Origin of the sequence: Dyadobacter sp. Leaf189 (genome assembly GCF_001424405.1) — a bacterium.
GTDB lineage: Bacteria > Bacteroidota > Bacteroidia > Cytophagales > Spirosomataceae > Dyadobacter.
In genome coordinates this window covers 367,420-383,264 of record NZ_LMPS01000001.1, presented here as the reverse complement: position 1 = coordinate 383,264, position 15,845 = coordinate 367,420, and the positions used below count along the sequence as shown (strand labels likewise).

At 47.2% G+C, this 15,845-nt stretch carries 14 protein-coding genes; 4 read left to right on the top strand and 10 right to left on the bottom strand.

Annotation, left to right across the window (positions count from 1 at the left end; translation table 11 throughout):
• Positions 1 to 16 precede the first annotated feature (16 nt).
• Together accB and accC are read left to right on the top strand one after the other, a co-directional pair.
• Positions 17 to 505, top strand: coding sequence for an acetyl-CoA carboxylase biotin carboxyl carrier protein (gene accB, locus ASG33_RS01745; protein WP_056279665.1), 489 nt, complete (start codon positions 17 to 19; stop codon positions 503 to 505).
• A 34-nt stretch (positions 506 to 539) separates the two neighbouring features.
• Positions 540 to 1,883 (top strand): acetyl-CoA carboxylase biotin carboxylase subunit, encoded by a 1,344-nt coding sequence (accC, locus tag ASG33_RS01740; RefSeq protein ID WP_056279663.1) that lies wholly within the window; start codon positions 540 to 542, stop codon positions 1,881 to 1,883.
• A 71-nt stretch (positions 1,884 to 1,954) separates the two neighbouring features.
• Here accC and ASG33_RS01735 read toward each other — a convergent pair whose 3' ends face one another.
• The 4 genes from ASG33_RS01735 to ASG33_RS01720 all read right to left on the bottom strand — a co-directional run bounded on the left by ASG33_RS01735 (position 1,955) and on the right by ASG33_RS01720 (position 6,710).
• Positions 1,955 to 2,323, bottom strand: a complete 369-nt coding sequence (locus tag ASG33_RS01735; protein ID WP_056279660.1) for a DUF5618 family protein — start codon at positions 2,321 to 2,323, stop codon at positions 1,955 to 1,957.
• A gap of 117 nt (positions 2,324 to 2,440) precedes the next feature.
• Entirely contained in the window at positions 2,441 to 3,748 is a 1,308-nt protein-coding gene (locus ASG33_RS01730) for a Gfo/Idh/MocA family protein (RefSeq protein ID WP_056279658.1), read from the bottom strand.
• A 126-nt stretch (positions 3,749 to 3,874) separates the two neighbouring features.
• Positions 3,875 to 5,197, bottom strand: coding sequence for an Nramp family divalent metal transporter (locus ASG33_RS01725; protein WP_056279656.1), 1,323 nt, complete (start codon positions 5,195 to 5,197; stop codon positions 3,875 to 3,877).
• Positions 5,198 to 5,249: 52 nt separating this feature from the next.
• Positions 5,250 to 6,710 (bottom strand): hypothetical protein, encoded by a 1,461-nt coding sequence (locus ASG33_RS01720; RefSeq protein WP_056279654.1) that lies wholly within the window; start codon positions 6,708 to 6,710, stop codon positions 5,250 to 5,252.
• A 148-nt stretch (positions 6,711 to 6,858) separates the two neighbouring features.
• Here ASG33_RS01720 and ASG33_RS01715 point away from each other — a divergent pair, with 148 nt between their 5' ends.
• Complete coding sequence (locus ASG33_RS01715; protein ID WP_056279652.1) at positions 6,859 to 7,251, top strand: gamma-glutamylcyclotransferase; 393 nt, start codon at positions 6,859 to 6,861, stop codon at positions 7,249 to 7,251.
• Here the strand turns inward: ASG33_RS01715 and ASG33_RS01710 are convergent.
• Positions 7,248 to 8,015 (bottom strand): type III pantothenate kinase, encoded by a 768-nt coding sequence (locus tag ASG33_RS01710; RefSeq protein WP_056279650.1) that lies wholly within the window; start codon positions 8,013 to 8,015, stop codon positions 7,248 to 7,250. The two genes, ASG33_RS01715 and ASG33_RS01710, sit on opposite strands and share 4 nt — an antisense overlap.
• Positions 8,016 to 8,184: 169 nt before the next feature.
• Here ASG33_RS01710 and ASG33_RS01705 point away from each other — a divergent pair, with 169 nt between their 5' ends.
• On the top strand, positions 8,185 to 11,574 hold the full coding sequence (locus tag ASG33_RS01705; RefSeq protein ID WP_056279648.1) for a glycoside hydrolase family 2 TIM barrel-domain containing protein: 3,390 nt from the start codon (positions 8,185 to 8,187) through the stop codon (positions 11,572 to 11,574).
• Between the two features lie 3 nt (positions 11,575 to 11,577).
• Here ASG33_RS01705 and ASG33_RS01700 read toward each other — a convergent pair whose 3' ends face one another.
• The 5 genes from ASG33_RS01700 to ASG33_RS01680 are packed head-to-tail and all read right to left on the bottom strand — an operon-like array spanning position 11,578 to position 15,673.
• A complete protein-coding gene (locus ASG33_RS01700; protein WP_082489057.1) occupies positions 11,578 to 12,147 on the bottom strand; it encodes a YceI family protein in 570 nt (189 codons plus the stop codon).
• Positions 12,148 to 12,153: 6 nt separating this feature from the next.
• Positions 12,154 to 13,050, bottom strand: coding sequence for a DUF5777 family beta-barrel protein (locus ASG33_RS01695; RefSeq protein ID WP_056279644.1), 897 nt, complete (start codon positions 13,048 to 13,050; stop codon positions 12,154 to 12,156).
• 13 nt (positions 13,051 to 13,063) lie between these two features.
• Complete coding sequence (locus ASG33_RS01690) at positions 13,064 to 13,564, bottom strand: ubiquinol-cytochrome c reductase iron-sulfur subunit (protein WP_056279642.1); 501 nt, start codon at positions 13,562 to 13,564, stop codon at positions 13,064 to 13,066.
• A gap of 56 nt (positions 13,565 to 13,620) precedes the next feature.
• The gene (locus ASG33_RS01685; RefSeq protein ID WP_056279640.1) at positions 13,621 to 15,123 is read right to left on the bottom strand and encodes a hypothetical protein; all 1,503 of its coding nucleotides are present in this window, start codon (positions 15,121 to 15,123) and stop codon (positions 13,621 to 13,623) included.
• A complete protein-coding gene (locus ASG33_RS01680; protein WP_056279638.1) occupies positions 15,104 to 15,673 on the bottom strand; it encodes an RNA polymerase sigma factor in 570 nt (189 codons plus the stop codon). The genes ASG33_RS01685 and ASG33_RS01680 overlap by 20 nt, the downstream gene beginning before the upstream one ends.
• Positions 15,674 to 15,845 lie beyond the last annotated feature (172 nt).

Below are 15,845 nucleotides of genomic sequence, written 5' to 3'. Positions count from 1 at the left end.
GTTTAAATTTGAATAAATGGAAACCAGAGAAATCCAGAAATTGATTGACTTCATTGCCCAGTCGGGACTTGATGAAGTGAATATTGAAACTACCGATCTTAAGATCAAGGTAAAACGTTACGGTTCGGCTCCTGCAGCATCGCCTACTTCTGTGCCTGCCGCAGTAACTGCCGCTCCTACAACTGCGCCTCCGGTACCTACAACTGCAGTAACGCATTCTGCACAGACTGAACCAACTGCTCAGGCAGAGTCCGGCTCTTCCAATCTGATAACAATTAAGTCCCCGATGATCGGTACATTCTACCGCGCATCCAGCCCTGATACCCCCGCATTTGTAAGTATCGGCGATGAAATCAAACCAGGCAAAGTCGTTTGTGTGATTGAAGCAATGAAGCTTTTTAACGAAATTGAATCTGAAATTTCAGGTAAAATCGTGAAAGTTCTTGTTGAAAACGCTACGCCTGTTGAATTCGACCAACCTCTATTTATTGTAGAGCCCGCCTAAGGCGAGAGACGGTCTGCAAAACCAAATTGATTTTATGTTTAAAAAGATACTCATTGCCAACCGGGGCGAAATAGCCCTGCGGGTTATCAGGACCTGCCGTGAAATGGGCATTAAAACGGTAGCTGTTTACTCTACTGCTGACAGGGACAGCCTCCATGTAAGATTTGCTGACGAGGCCGTTTGTATTGGTCCTCCCCCAAGTCGTCAGTCGTATCTGAGCATTCAAAATATCATATCTGCTGCCGAAGTAACCGGTGCTGACGCAATTCACCCGGGCTACGGATTCTTATCTGAAAATGCCGAATTCTCGCAGATATGTGCGGATTATGGCATCAAGTTCATCGGTGCAACAGCCGCCCAGATCAATGGTATGGGCGATAAAGCCACTGCAAAAGCAACCATGATCCAGGCCGGCGTACCTGTTGTTCCCGGATCCGAAGGTTTGCTGGAATCGATTGAACAAGGTAAAAAGCTTGCAGAAGGGATCGGATATCCGGTTATCATTAAAGCTACTGCCGGTGGCGGCGGACGAGGGATGCGGATTATCAACAAGCCCGATGAATTCGAGAAAGCCTGGAACGATGCACGTACAGAATCCGCAGCTGCATTTGGAAACGACGGCTTGTATCTCGAAAAATTCGTTGAAGAGCCCCGACACATTGAAATTCAGATAATCGGAGATCAGTTCGGTAAGGTTTGTCACTTATCCGAGCGTGATTGTTCTATTCAACGTCGCCACCAAAAGCTGGTGGAAGAAACTCCGTCGCCTATTATTACGCCTGAATTGCGTGAACAAATGGGAGCCGCTGCGATCAAGGGCGCACAGGCAATCGGATATGAAGGTGCTGGAACAATCGAGTTCCTGGTCGACAAGCACGGTGATTTCTATTTTATGGAAATGAATACCCGTATCCAGGTAGAGCACCCGATTACAGAGGAAGTAACTGATTTCGACCTGATCAAAGAGCAGATCAAAGTTGCCGCAGGTTACCCGATTTCAGGACAAAACTATACTCCGAAGCTATACGCAATGGAGTGCCGCATCAATGCAGAAGATCCTGCAAACGGGTTCAGACCAGCGCCGGGAAAAATCACGAACTTACATTTTCCAGGTGGTCACGGGGTGAGGATTGACAGCCACGTTTACAGCGGCTACACCATTCCTCCAAACTACGATTCAATGATCGCCAAGCTGATCGTCAGCGGGCAGTCACGTGAAGAAGTACTTACCCGTATGAAGCGAGCATTGCAGGAGTTTGTGATAGAAGGAATAAAAACGACTATCCCATTCCATATCAAATTGATGGACGATCCGGGTTTCAAATCAGGGAATTTCACTACGAAATACCTTGAAACATTCGACTTTAAGTCGCTTTGAAACTGAATACAATACAAAGCAAAACGCCGGCTAAGTTCCCTTGGCCGGCGTTTTGCTTTAATAGCGTAGTCTTAACTGATTATTGCCAGCATCTTGTAAGCTGCATCCATACCTTCCCTGATCGTCCTCACAGAAGGAGTTCCGTGGTAGTATCCTGCGAGATGAAGCGTATCGTAGGCTTCATTCAGATACGAGAGCAGTGTTTTGTTATATTTCCTCAGCCTGCATCTGTAATCTTCAATGCTTTTCGGCTTGACAAATTTACTCCCTTCTTTACGTTTCAGATATTCATCCGCGATCATCAATGCCGCATTGTAGGCTGTTCCCGATGCCATTTGAACGTATTTGATATCGTGGTACTCGCTCCCTTCTTTCCTTGCCTTTGTAGTTAATATCTCCTTCGCATTTGAAAGGTACCTGTCGATTTCCTGATGCTGCATGTGTGTACTTCCGGTTTAAAGTTCATGTAAATGCAAGTTAGTCAATTATAAAACTTAAATCAGAATACATGATCTTGGACCATTTATCGATTATCCACCGGAAAATACATTGAGATTTCAAACCACCGCTGGCAGCGAATAAGGTGCGCGGTAATTCCTCGTCAGCAGCTTGTTAGCGTCTTCGTCTCCAATGAACTTCTCGGTTTTTGGATCAAAGGTCAACGCTTTTCCTGTTCGGTAGGCAATGTTTCCCAAGTGTGCGAGCCCGGATGATAAGTGAGCCGTCTCCACAGGGGCATTCAACAGTTTCCGGTCTTTCGCTACCACAGCGTCAATGAAGTTCTTGTAATGATCTCCACCTGCTTTGCGGGTCGGTCCGGGCTTCTTCTCTTTTCCCAAAAATGTCTCATAATAATCGTAGCCTTTCACAACCATGTAACCCTCAGATCCATAGAAGATATTGCCGATCCCCGCGCCGCCTTCATCGTTTGTCATCCAGGGACGTACTTCAAACTCGATCATCTTTTTCTCTTTCGGATAAACGAAAGATGAAGTCAGCAGCTCGGGTGTTTCCTTCGCATCGTTCCACAAAAACTTGCCTCCGGAAGAGGTGATTTTTTCGGGAAATGTATCTACCCCCAGTCCCCACATGCACATATCCGTTTCGTGGATTCCCTGATTGCCAATATCTCCATTCCCATAGTTCCAATGCCAGTGCCAGTCATAATGCACGTAGTTTTTTGAAAACGGCTTCATTTCGGCAGGTCCTGTCCACAAATCGTAGTTTAATCCCGCGGGAATCGCCTCAGTTCCTTTATCACCAATATCCGGCCGCCATTTGTAAACCAGCCCTCTCGCCATATATACTTTCCCGATCAACCCGTCGCGCAAGTGTTTTACAGCTTCCTGCAATGCCACCGAACTGCGCAGCTGAACTCCGTGCTGCACAACACGTTTGTACTTATGCGCGGCTTCTACCAGTTTGCGCCCCTCATGAAGATTGTGCGAACCCGGCTTTTCCACATATACATCCTTCCCGGCCTGGCAGGCCCATATAGCAGCCAGTGCGTGCCAGTGATTGGGCGTCGCGATACTTACTGCATCAATGGATTTATCTTCAAAAACCTTCCGCAGGTCATTTTCTGTCTTGACCTTCTTACCCGTCTTTTCTGCAAATTCCTTGGCTCTCAGCTGCACAACATTGTTGTCAGGATCACACAAAGTAGCTACCTCCACATTGGCCAGGTCGTTGAAACCGGCTATGTGGCTCTTTCCTCTTCCATTAACACCCAAAACAGCTACTCTCACACGGTCATTTGCACCGAATGCACTTGCCGGCACAATGTAAGGGATCGATAATGCAACAGCCGCACCTGTTGAATTCTTGATAAAATCCCTCCTGGAAACTTCATTTTCGTTTTTCATATTCAAGAGTTTAAGACCAGATTACCTTATAATATTTCTGACTACAAAAGATCAATAAATGCGCAATTGCTTTTTGGATTAATGCTAATGAGAAGTACGATTGATTGCTACTTTGGTACTATTACTTTACATGATTTGTATGATCCCATATGCACTTACCGTCAGAATAGAAACCACACTGACCCAGAAAAAAGCATCGTACAGCAGCGAGGGCTTTAATGCACCCGGCAAATCACGGAATCGGAACACGAGGGATACGTAAACAATAAGCAGCAGCAAAACAGAGGTAGCAATGCCGCCCAGTGTTACCATCATGACAGGCGATTGAAAAAATAGAAATAACACGCACCAGACAACAGGCAAAGCCCAGGATAGAATACCAATTGTTTTACGCTGACTGGCTTCAGTATCAAATTTTATCCAGCCCAGTTGTCCGAAAGCGTCACCCCAAACACGCGCCCAGCTGGCAGTTGCAGTAAAAAGGGTTGAGTACAAGACAAAGAATGCGCCGACCAAAAAGAGGTTCTTAGCCCAGGGGCCCAGTGTCTCAGTGAATATCCCGGACAATGTTTCAACCATCTTATATCCTTCCGGAACATTACCCTGACTGTGCAAAACTGCTGCTCCCAGCAAGTAAAAAGCCGCAGTGACGATGGTATATACGACCATCGACAAAACAGCATCCAGATACATGACATCAAACCAGCCTTTTGCCCGCTCGCTCCATTCCCTGCTGTTGTCGTTTGGACCGGAATAAGCTGCGTAGCCTTTTTCAATGCACCAATAGTTGTAGTACATAATTTCGTCGCCGCCGACTCCCGTAATGCCGAATGCACCGAATGCAGCTGCGACCATTCCTGCGGGAAGTGTGAATTCAAGTCCGCTTTGGATATCCGGCCATTTAATGGCGTATTGCGTATCCTGTAATAGGAAGAGGGAGATCAGTATGACGGAGGTAAATAGCATAATCATTACCAGCGAGCCTTTTTCAACTACGCTATAATTCCCTTTGTACACCCAAAAAGAGGTTAGCAGAACAGAGATCACCGCCCACGCATTAACAGGTATACCAGGCCACGCCATGTGCAGCACAATCGCAACTCCACCTACAATGCCACCTACCTGTAACAGTTTCAAGCCTTGCAGCGAGAGCCACAGCCAGATACTCCAATGTGCCTTTCCAAGCCTCAATCCAGGCAGCTGGTTGAAGTTATGCATGATGAAAGTGCCTGAATAGATTGCGTTCTTACCGAATTCGAGCTGTAAGGCAACCTTTGCCAAACAACTGAGAATGATAATCCAGAACATGACAAAGCCTGCCTTTGCCCCTAATGCAGTAGTGGCGATAAGCTCGCCGGAGCCAACGATGGCGGCGGACAGGATAAAACCAGGCCCGAGATAGCGGAGCCTGCCAAAGAATGTAGTGGGAGGATTCAGGATTTTGGCCATTGCAAAAATGCTTTTAGCCAAAAGCCTGATTTTGAAGTTAGTTACTTCATTGTCACAAATTACCCACAGCCTGGTGGATCTGTTTGACGGTATCTATGTAGTTATCCTCATTCGGCAGCCCGAAAAGTGATTTCTCTTTGATGATATGCGCTACATTCTCAGGAACGAGCTTTTCCCAGCCGGGCTCGCCGCGCTTGATCTTTTCAAGTACACTGTCCGTAGTAATGTGCATGTGCTCCTTATTGTAGTTCCGGATATCCTCAATTTTATCATTGATGATCAGATACTGGAAAAGAGGTTGCAAATGCGCAGGTACCACGAAGTTTTCGCAACTGTAAACCGATCCGTCGGGCTGTAATGTGGGGTAAATAAACAGCTTCACTTTGCGGCTGAACAGCGTGGCAAAAGATTCGAGAATGCCGCCCGGGAGGAATTCATAATGCTTCTCCTCAAAAATATCCTGCAAGCTCGGACTACCTAGCAGCAAGCCGGCTTTCAGCTTGGTAAGTCTGGAAAGATAAGCCACCAGCCTGTAATATTCGTGGTGGTTTGATATCATTACCATGTGCCCCAACGAACACAAAATATCCACCCTGTCAAGAAAATCCTTTTCGTCGATATCCCGGTCGCCGGCTTTCAGGTTGTGCAGCGTGAGCTCGGATATCAGTACAACCTTGGACTCGTCCACATCAGGCTCGGCGAGAAACTGCTTTTGTCCATTGCTGATCAGGTCGATATGCACATTGGTGATCGGACGTAACCGGCCGCGCATCATCAGAATGTGCTTTTTGTACAAAGCTTCCGAGGGCTGCAAAACACCGCCGTCGCTACCGAACAATGCAGCGTCCGTAAACCCGTTTTTTACAAGCCGCAGACTCATCAGCCGGTTATCAACCTTCGCAAAGTCCGGCCCGCTGAAACGTACCATATCTATTTCAATGCGATCCGTTGTCAGATCGTCCATCAGTGAAAGCAGCAGTGTTTCAGGAGATTTATAATAAAAGAAGCAGCCATACATCAGGTTCACTCCGATAATTCCGAGTGCCTGCTGCTGAAGTATATTTTCATCGTCGCGCATGCGGACGTGGATAACAACATAGTTGGTGGGCCCCATGGGCGTTAGCTGAAACTGCAGACCGATCCAGCCGTGCGACTCGTTGGTCTTCTGGAAGTTCAATGCAACAACTGTGTTAGCAAATGCAAAGAACTGGCTGTCAGCGCCACGTTTCTCAGAAAGTCGCTTTTCTACAAGATTATATTCGCGATTCAGCATTTTCATCAATCGCGATTCTACCACATATCTTCCACCCTCTTCCGTACCGTAAATTGCATCGCTGAAAGTCATATCATAGGCTGACATCGTTTTGGCAACTGTCCCCGATGCGCCTCCTGCCTTAAAAAAATATGCTGCTGTTTCCTGCCCTGCCCCGATCTCCGCAAAAGAGCCATAAATCCTGCGATCAAGATTGATTCTTAACGCTTTTTGTTTTGTACCAAGATTTTTTTCGTACATAACTTTTATATGAATTAGATGAACGGCTTACATGTAAATATAAAAAAAATACACTCGATATGTAACTACATTTGGTTCGCGTATATATTCAAAATGGAAAAGTTCTAAAATTTATTGCCAAAAACAGACGATTTTAAGTCACAAATCAATGGAAGAGCTACCCTATCTGTTTACTTACGGAACTTTGAAAAACGGGTTCAAAAATCCGGTTGCGCAAATGCTGCACGCACATTCGCTGTTCATTGATGAAGGCTTTTTTTATGGACTTTTATACCAGGTGGAGTGGTATCCCGGCGCAATTTTCACGCCTGACAGTACATCGAAAGTTTATGGGGAAATTTTCCAGCTGACATCGCCGGAGATACTGCGTGAGCTCGACGAATATGAAGATGTTTTGGAAAACGAAGCGGCAAGTTTATACCTCAGAATAAAGATACCTGTGCATTTGCCGAATGGAAACTGTCTTGAATGCTGGACGTACATCTACAACCAATCCGTACAAGATTTAAGGTTAATAGAAACAGGCATTTTCAAAGCCTAGCCCCTCACTTTTTCGCCAATCACACGCAGCCCGTCGAGCGTAAGCTTATTGTCAATTTCAACAAATTCATCTTTCAGGGTTTCGATAATGGACGAAAGCCCGCCTGTTGCCACGGCAATGCATTCACCGCCAAGTTCTTCACGAATGCGGCTGATCAAAGACTTTACCAATCCCTCATAACCCAATAATATACCTGCCTGGATCGCCTCGGTAGTGTTTTTCCCAATCGCCGTGGAAGGAAGCACAAGCGGTACTTCGGGCAGTTGGGCTGTGTTTGCAAACAGCGCTTTCACTGCTGTGACAAGACCGGGCAAAATGGCTACGCCCAGGATCTTGCTGTCTTTGGACACGGTAGTAAATGTGAGCGCAGTGCCAAAATCCACGACGACACAATTTTGCTGGTACCGTGATCTTACAGCCACTGCATTGGCGATCAGGTCTGCCCCTATCTCGTGCGGGTGGTCGATTTGTATTTCAAGATCAGGATAAATGTCCGGACCGACTACAATGATATCCTCTCCAAACAGTGACCGCAGCATTTTCAAAATTACGGGCGTTAATGCGGGCACAACGCTGCTCAGCACTACCGTTTCCATATCGCCAAACCAGAGTCCCGCTTCCAGGAAATGCAGCCGCAGCCTGGATTCATAATGCGACTCACTTTCCTGCGGCAGCGACCGCATTCGCCAGAGATGCTCCCAGGAGCCAAATTGATAAAGTCCGAAAACCGTGTCGGTGTTGCCGACATCTACCGCTAACAGCATGAAAAGATCATTTACGTGTCGGAGCAAATAAAGACATTATTCAAATAAAACCAGATCATTCCCAGCTTTAACATCTGTTTCTTTTTGATTATCTATAATTTTATCAAAAAAAGAATCGATCAAACTGGCCGGACCCGGCAAGCACATACCTATATCTACCTGGATAAACATGTCTTTTTATACCCGCTTTTGCACCTGTATAATCCTCCTTCTAAATACCTGCTTTTTATCCGAAGCAAGCGCTCAGGCAATTCCGGAATGGCAGGATCCGCAGGTGATCAGCATTAATACAGAAAAGCCCCACGCCGACTTCACGCCTTACCCAGATGAAAAGAGTGCGTTGACGATGAGCAAGAAATCACCGTTTGTCCAGTCACTGAATGGTACCTGGAAGTTCAAATGGGCGTCACATCCTTCGAAAGCACAGCTTAATTTCTTTGATCCAAAGATGTCTGATGCCAGCTGGGATAATATCCCCGTTCCGTCCAACTGGCAGGTAGTGGGCGCGCTGGAGGGCCGTAAATACGATCGCCCGATTTTTTCCAATATCAAACATCCATTTAAAGCAACTCCGCCGCGCATTACGGCTGATACCAATGCGGTAGGTATGTACCGGACTACGTTCACGGTTGCGGCAGATCATAAGGATAAGCAGATATTCCTGCAATTCGGCGGCGTACAGTCGGCTTGCTATGTGTGGCTGAATGGCGTTGCAATCGGTTACCACGAAGACGGTATGACGCCGTTTGAATTTGACGTAACAGAAGATGTAAAACCCGGACTCAACCACCTGGCCGTAGAGGTAATCAATTGGTCGGACGGAAGTTACCTCGAAGATCAGGACTACTGGCGCCTTTCAGGTATTTTCCGTGACGTCAACTTATTGATTTTACCAAAAGTAATCCTCACCGACTATTCGGTTAGAACAACCCTGGACGCGAACCACGAAAACGCAACGCTGAAATTAAGTGCCTATGTTAAAAATTACAGCGAACAGGCAATCCACGCACACCAGGTATTATTCACCCTGTACGATGCTAATAAATCGGTTGTTACGACGCCGGTAAGCCAGATGGTAGGTACCCTGGAAACCGGCAAAGAGGGTGCTGTGCGGGTGGATGTACCGGTAGCTGCGCCCATTAAATGGAGCGCTGAGACGCCTTACCTATATACCCTCACCGTGCAGCTGATGAATTCGGACGGAAAGGTACTTGAAACGGCAAGTCAGCGCGTGGGATTCCGGGATGTGAAAATCAAGGGCGGACAATTACTGGTCAATGGAAAAGCGATTACGATCAAAGGTGTTAACCGCCACGAATTTGATCCTGAAACCGGCCGCGTGATCAGCCACGAGTCGATGATCAGGGACATTACTTTGATGAAGCAGCACAATATCAATGCAGTGCGCACTTCGCATTACCCCAATGTTTCTGAATGGTACGATCTCTGCGATCAATACGGATTGTATGTAATTGACGAAGCCAATATTGAAAGCCACGAACTTTGGCGGCAGAACATTATTCTCGACGATAACCCGCAATGGAAATCAGCATTTCTGGCGCGCGGAAATGCAATGGTGGAAAGGGATAAAAACCACCCCTCGATCATCATCTGGTCGCTGGGGAATGAATCGGGAATGGGGCAGAATTTTGTATCAATGGCTGACTTTATCCGCCTTGCCGATCCTACGCGCCCTATTCATTACGAAGGCAGAAAGGATTACAAACCCACTACACTGAGCAGCTTTGATATTATTTCGGTCATGTATCCGTCGACTCAGGATATGACGGAGCTGGTCAAAAAAGACAAGACCCGGCCGCTTATTGTGTGTGAATACGCGCATGGAATGGGCAACAGCATTGGTAACCTGAGCGAATACTGGAATCTGATTGAGAAGTCGCCAACTATGCAGGGAGGCTTTATCTGGGATTGGGTTGATCAGGGTTTACAGCTGAAAAGACCTGACGGAACTGTTTACTGGGATTATTTCAACTACATCGACGGCGCCAATGCAGGCGACGGACTGATGAATCCGGACAGAACCCCGCAGCCGGAATTAAGTGAGGTGAAAAAGGTATATCAGTATATTAAGTTTGAAATACCCGACACTTTGCGGCCCGGGCAAACGCAGGTGACGATCGCAAACAAATACGATTTCCAGTCACTTGCCGGCTACGAGTTAGTATGGTCTTTACAGGAGAATGGAAAGGCGATAGGAAAAGGCGGGACGATAGCGAATCTGAATATCCCCGGGGGACAGAAACAGCAGATCAATATCCCATTCGAACTGCCGGCCACACCAAAGCCAAACAGCGAATACTTTCTGAATCTGAGTGTGAGGTTGAAGGATACTGCGCTCTGGGCTGCGAAAGGCCATGAAGTGGCCTGGCACCAGGTACCTGTTGTGAAACCAGCTCCGGAGCTTCCCGTTCTGAATTTGTATGGAGAAAGACCATTGCGCGTGGTGCAGCTGAGCGCTGGTCGCGTTCAGTTGAGCGGCGACGATTTTTCGGTTACGTTCGATAAGAATGCAGGCCGCATTATTTCTTTCAAAAACAAAAAAGAGGAAATGCTGGAAGCGGGGCCTTTCCCTGATTTCTGGCGGGTACCCACTGATAATGACGAAGGCGGCGGCGCTGAAAGCTATGCCAGCCGCTGGCGCAATGCAGGGTTGGATACATTGGAAATTACGTCCGCCGATATCAAAACCCAGCGCCTTACTTCACAAGCTTACCGCGTTACCCTTACCCAAAAACTGAAAAGCCTCAAAGGAGAAATGGCGGTGAGTTCGGAGTACATTGTATATACCTCCGGGGACATTTACGTACAGAACACATTCACGCCAACGGGCGAGTGGCCGCCGCTGGCTAAAGTCGGATTTCAGCTGCAAATGCCCGCCGCTTTTAACAAAACCCAATGGTATGGAAACGGTCCTCACGAAACTTATGCAGACCGGAAAACAAGCGGGAAAGTAGGTATATACACAGGCTCGGTTGCCGATCAGCATTTTCCGTACATTACCCCACAGGAGAATGGAAACAAAACAAATGTGCGCTGGGCAACCGTGGTGAATGCAGAAGGTACCGGCTTACTTGCGGCCAGCGACTCGGCTTTCAACTTCAACGTACATGACTATACGGACAAGGATTTGCTTGCAGCCAAAAAGCGCGCCGCTGTTCTGGCGCGCGGCACTTCCACGACCGTAAACATCGATCTTGCGCAAATGGGATTAGGTGGCGACGACAGCTGGTCGCCCAGGGTACACGAAGCTTACCTGCTTCCGGCCAAAACCTATTCGTACAATTTCCGGCTGAAAGCGATCAACAGCACTTCCAATATCGACCAGATCCTCAGCTCCCAGCTTCCGTTCACTTCAAAAACATCACGCAGCAATGCAACAGCGACTACTGAACCAGGGAATGCGCCGGTTGCCAGCGAAGAGGAATTGGAAGAAGAGGAAATTGCAGAGCCGGTTCAAAAACCGATTGTCAGAAAAGCGCCTGTGCGGAAATCGCCGGTCAGGAAAAAGAAATCTTCCCGCCAGCGACGCAGAAGATAACTTTCACTTTTTAGCGGCTGTTAAAACGTACTCCGTCTTCACCTGGATTACCTGCGCAATCTTGACAAAAACCACCTGCGGGACTTCGATTTTGTGATCCGTAAGCGGGACTTCGAAATTGGAAGTAATGGTGATTTTATCTCCATCCACTTTCATTTTACCCTTCAAAGTCCGCTCTTTGGTAACTCCGTGCACTGTAAACTTGCCAGTCGCTGAAACATCATACTGGCCGTTTTTGGCGTAATCTGGTGCATTATCGATTTTCCCTGTGAATGTAGCAGTTGGGTATTTTTCGGATTCAATGTAATTCTCATTGAAGTGTTCCTGCATAAGTTTATTAGGGAAAACGAAGTCGCGCATGTTCATCCGGATCGCCATTTCTCCATTCGCCGTATTCAAAATAGCCTGGCATTTCTTGTTATCCGCATTGATGTTTTCCAAAGGAGTTTCCGATGAAAAACGGGTGTTTCCAGCCGAAGTCGAGAACTTACCTCCCTGTGCAAAAGCCTTTGGGAATGACATAGCGATCCCGAGCACGGTCAGGAACACCGCGCATAATATGTGCTGTTTCATAGTTTGTTATTGATCAGTTGATTTCGACCTTCTATTGTTTTTATCAAAACTGAAAGTCCGCGAGATATTGAACCCGTAATGAATATCACCCTTGCCCCAGGAACCTGTCGTTTCACCAATGAACTGCTTTTCGATCATACCGAGCGAGTTGGTAAAGTGAAGCTGGAAAACGTGTCCGCCCGTCTCGATATCCACTCCGAAAGACATAGAATCATAGTAAGGCGCAGCACGTGTGTTCTTCTCACGGGCCGTGTAAAAGTATTCTCCATTGAGCGAAACGCGTTTCGAAAGCTTGAACCTGCCTCCTATCCCCACAGCCAGCAGCAACTTTTCATCGCCGGCTATTTCAGGTTTGTTTCTGAATAAATAAGTGGGTGATAGTTGAAGCGAAAGTCTTTCCCCAAACTTGCGGGCGATCAGCACCTGGGCGGAGTAATACAGTTTATCCTGAAATTCGAGCTCCTTATTGACAGTTGCCACGCCGGTACCTCCGAAAATAGTAACCGAAACCGGAATGGAATGCGCGCCTGAACTTTGCTTCAACAACTTATATTTTCCAAAAAAATCATACACCTTCTGGGAAGTACTGCGGCCCACTCCGATCATGAAGTCGTCGGTTACGCCGTATTCAAATCCCATTCGCATCGTGGCCTGATCAAGACCAAAAAATTGGTAAGCGCCTGAGTTCAGCCGGCCAAAACGGTGTGAGATCCGGAAGTCGAGGTGCTTCTTTTTCATCGTTTCCACCGAGTGTCCATTCACAACGCGGGTCGATTTGAAAGTAGCCGTGACGGGTACCCGCTGCGCACTATCCTGTTTGGAAAGTTCGTTCAGCAGATCATCCTGAGCATAGAGGTTTGTTGTACAAACCACCAACGGTAGTACAAAGCGGAGCATTTTCATAAAATCAGGAATGTTATGCGGTAACTGTAACAGTGTTGCCGTCGGTCGACAGGCTGGTCTTGTAAGTTTTGAGTGCCGTTGTGGCAGGGCCGTTCTCCACAGCTCCGGTTGTTGAAAATTCAGACTGGTGATTCGGGCACCAGAAGTCATTTTGCGACAGGCGGTATTGTACATTGGTACCCTCGTGCGTGCATCTCCTTGCGAGTGCCACGTAAGTGCCCGCCTCGGTAAATGCCACGATGGTATCTCCGATGATCTCGAACTTGCCTTTCGTTTTCAGGTTGCTCACTTTGGTCAGATCAATCGTGAAGTTGATCGCATTGCCCGTTGTATTCCCGGAAATTCCGCTTGGGTCAACTACCGGATCCACCGGCGCGGGATCATCTTCGCTGCTCGACCCGCAGGCTGTCATTGTTGTACCAATGCAATAAAATGCCATCAGCGTTGAGGTACTCAGTCCCAGACTCCTCAAAAACTCTCCCCGCTTCATTTTCTCTTGGTTTGTAGTCTCCATGGTGAACAGTTAAAATTTAAATTAGCAGTTATGATTTGGTATCGGTAATTCCGGGTTTACCTGAATGCAGGTACATAGCGAACTGAAATCCATGCGCCGGCAGTGAACAGGTTCACTTTCCCATAGCCCACTCTTTTCAGCGGCATTCTTGCATAAGGTTCGGCAACAAGAGAGAGCTTATCTGTCATCCTATATTCATATCCGGCAGAAGCATTCAGGTGACTGAAAAGGTACCAGCCTGTTTTCCCTTGCCACCCGTTATACTTGATGTGCGGGTCATTCGGATACTCGTAGTTGTACTTATACTTCTCGCCCCGCATATAGTAAGATGACAGGCCTGATCCGGCAAAAATCCTTGACCTTCTGCCGGAAACAATGTCGTATCTCAGGTTCAAAGGAACTTCCAGCACTTTACAAACGCCCTCAATACTCTCCGGCTTGGTATAGTAGCCCCACTTGGGATTAAGAATGTAGTCGCCGGCATTAGCGCGGTAGTCTTTCCTGCTCCACACTGCCCCTGTCTGAACAAAGAGCCTGGGCAGCACAGACAGCTCAGCCAGCATTGATACTGCGGTTCCCGGCTTGGTAAGCTTTTCACCGCCAACCGTGCTCAAATCAGGCGAATAGCCAAATCTTACCGCCCATTTTGCCTGCGGCACTACCTCCTTTTCCTCTACACGAGCCGGTGCTTTTTCTGGCATTTCAAAGGTTACTTCCCGCTGCAAATGCTTACTGTTCCAGCTTGGCTGCCTGTTTCCGAGCATGACCGCAGCAACCCGCATTCGCTCCCCGGCATTGTCGTTGCCGGCTGCATTTACCTGTTCATCCGTCGACAAGGTGCTCACATTTCGCTTTGCAGCCGCACTTTGCGCGCCTTCGCCCGCGATGTTGGTAGCGCCATTATCCGCACCCGTTCTCTTTCTTTGGGTTAATGCGGTTTCTGATAAAATAAGAGCCCCGTCGCCTCCTCCCGTCTTTGAGCGGTTAGGCTCTAAGTACACTCCGCCTGCCTTAGATCGGCTCCGGGGCAATAATGGACTGCTTTTTACATCAGCAGTTTTCAAATCTGATCGAGAGAGTGGCTTACCAAATGTATTTTCAGGATTTCCTGTCGCTACCCTGTTCGCATTTTTGTTCAATTCTGTCTCAGTACCTTTCTCAACGTTTACTTCTTCTTTATCTGTTTCAGCAGCATTTGCATTGGTGTGAGCTGCTGCTAATGTATCTGCATTTGTAAGTGGCGGTTGCATTGCTGCTGCCGGTTCCGATTTTTCAGGCAAATTCCTTGTTACGCTATCCTGTACCACATTTACAAACTTCGCATCTCCGCTCTGAGCTCCATTGTCACGCCACAGGTATCCCACAATTCCTGCCGGGATCAGCAACAGCAATAAGCCAAGCGGCCACCACTTTCTCAACCATGATCCACTCGTCTGCCCATCCTGCTGGTCAAGCTTCTTCCTTAGATTATTCCAATCTTCCGGATCATACTGCGGATCAAACTCTTCTGATGACTTTCTGAAGAGTTTGTCCAGTTCGTCATCTGGTAACTCTATCATAATCGTCAATATTGATTTTGGATAACATTTCTCTTAGTTTTTCTCTTGCACGCGACAAATTTGATTTTGACGCCCCAACCGAAATGCCCAGCTGTTCTGCAATTTCTTCGTGTGTATAGCCGTCAATGACCGATAAGCTGAAAACAACCCGGTAGGAGGGTGTAAGTTTCTGGATCAAACCCATAAGCTCTTCGTGAGAAAGGCGGCTGATAACTGTTTCATCTACGGACACATTCTCCGCAAATTCCACATTTTCAAATACATCCCTCCGAATTTCCTGACGGTAATGGTCAAGTGCTGTATTAATAATGATCCTGCTCAACCACGTCTTGAATGAACGTTCCGTATCAAAGCTTTCCAGCTTGGTAAAAACCTTAAAAAAAGAGTCGTTAAGTATCTCTTTGGCCTCCTCCCGGCTGCGTGTATAGCGCAAACAAATGCTCATGGCGTAGCCGTAGAACTGTTTATATAACAGCTCCTGACTTCGGCGGTTTCTCTGTAAACAGCCGGCGAGTAGTTCATGAAGAACGGCGGAGTTATACTCGGGCATGCTATTTGCTTTTTATCCCTAATACGGGCGAACAGACGACAGGGTTGCTTTACTTGTAGGAGAATTTCAAAAAAGTTTGTAACTATTTGATATAAATACTCTTACAAGAAAAATAAACACGAGTTTTCAGCACTGACCCCTTTGTAAAACACCGGAATTTTTACCATTTTCG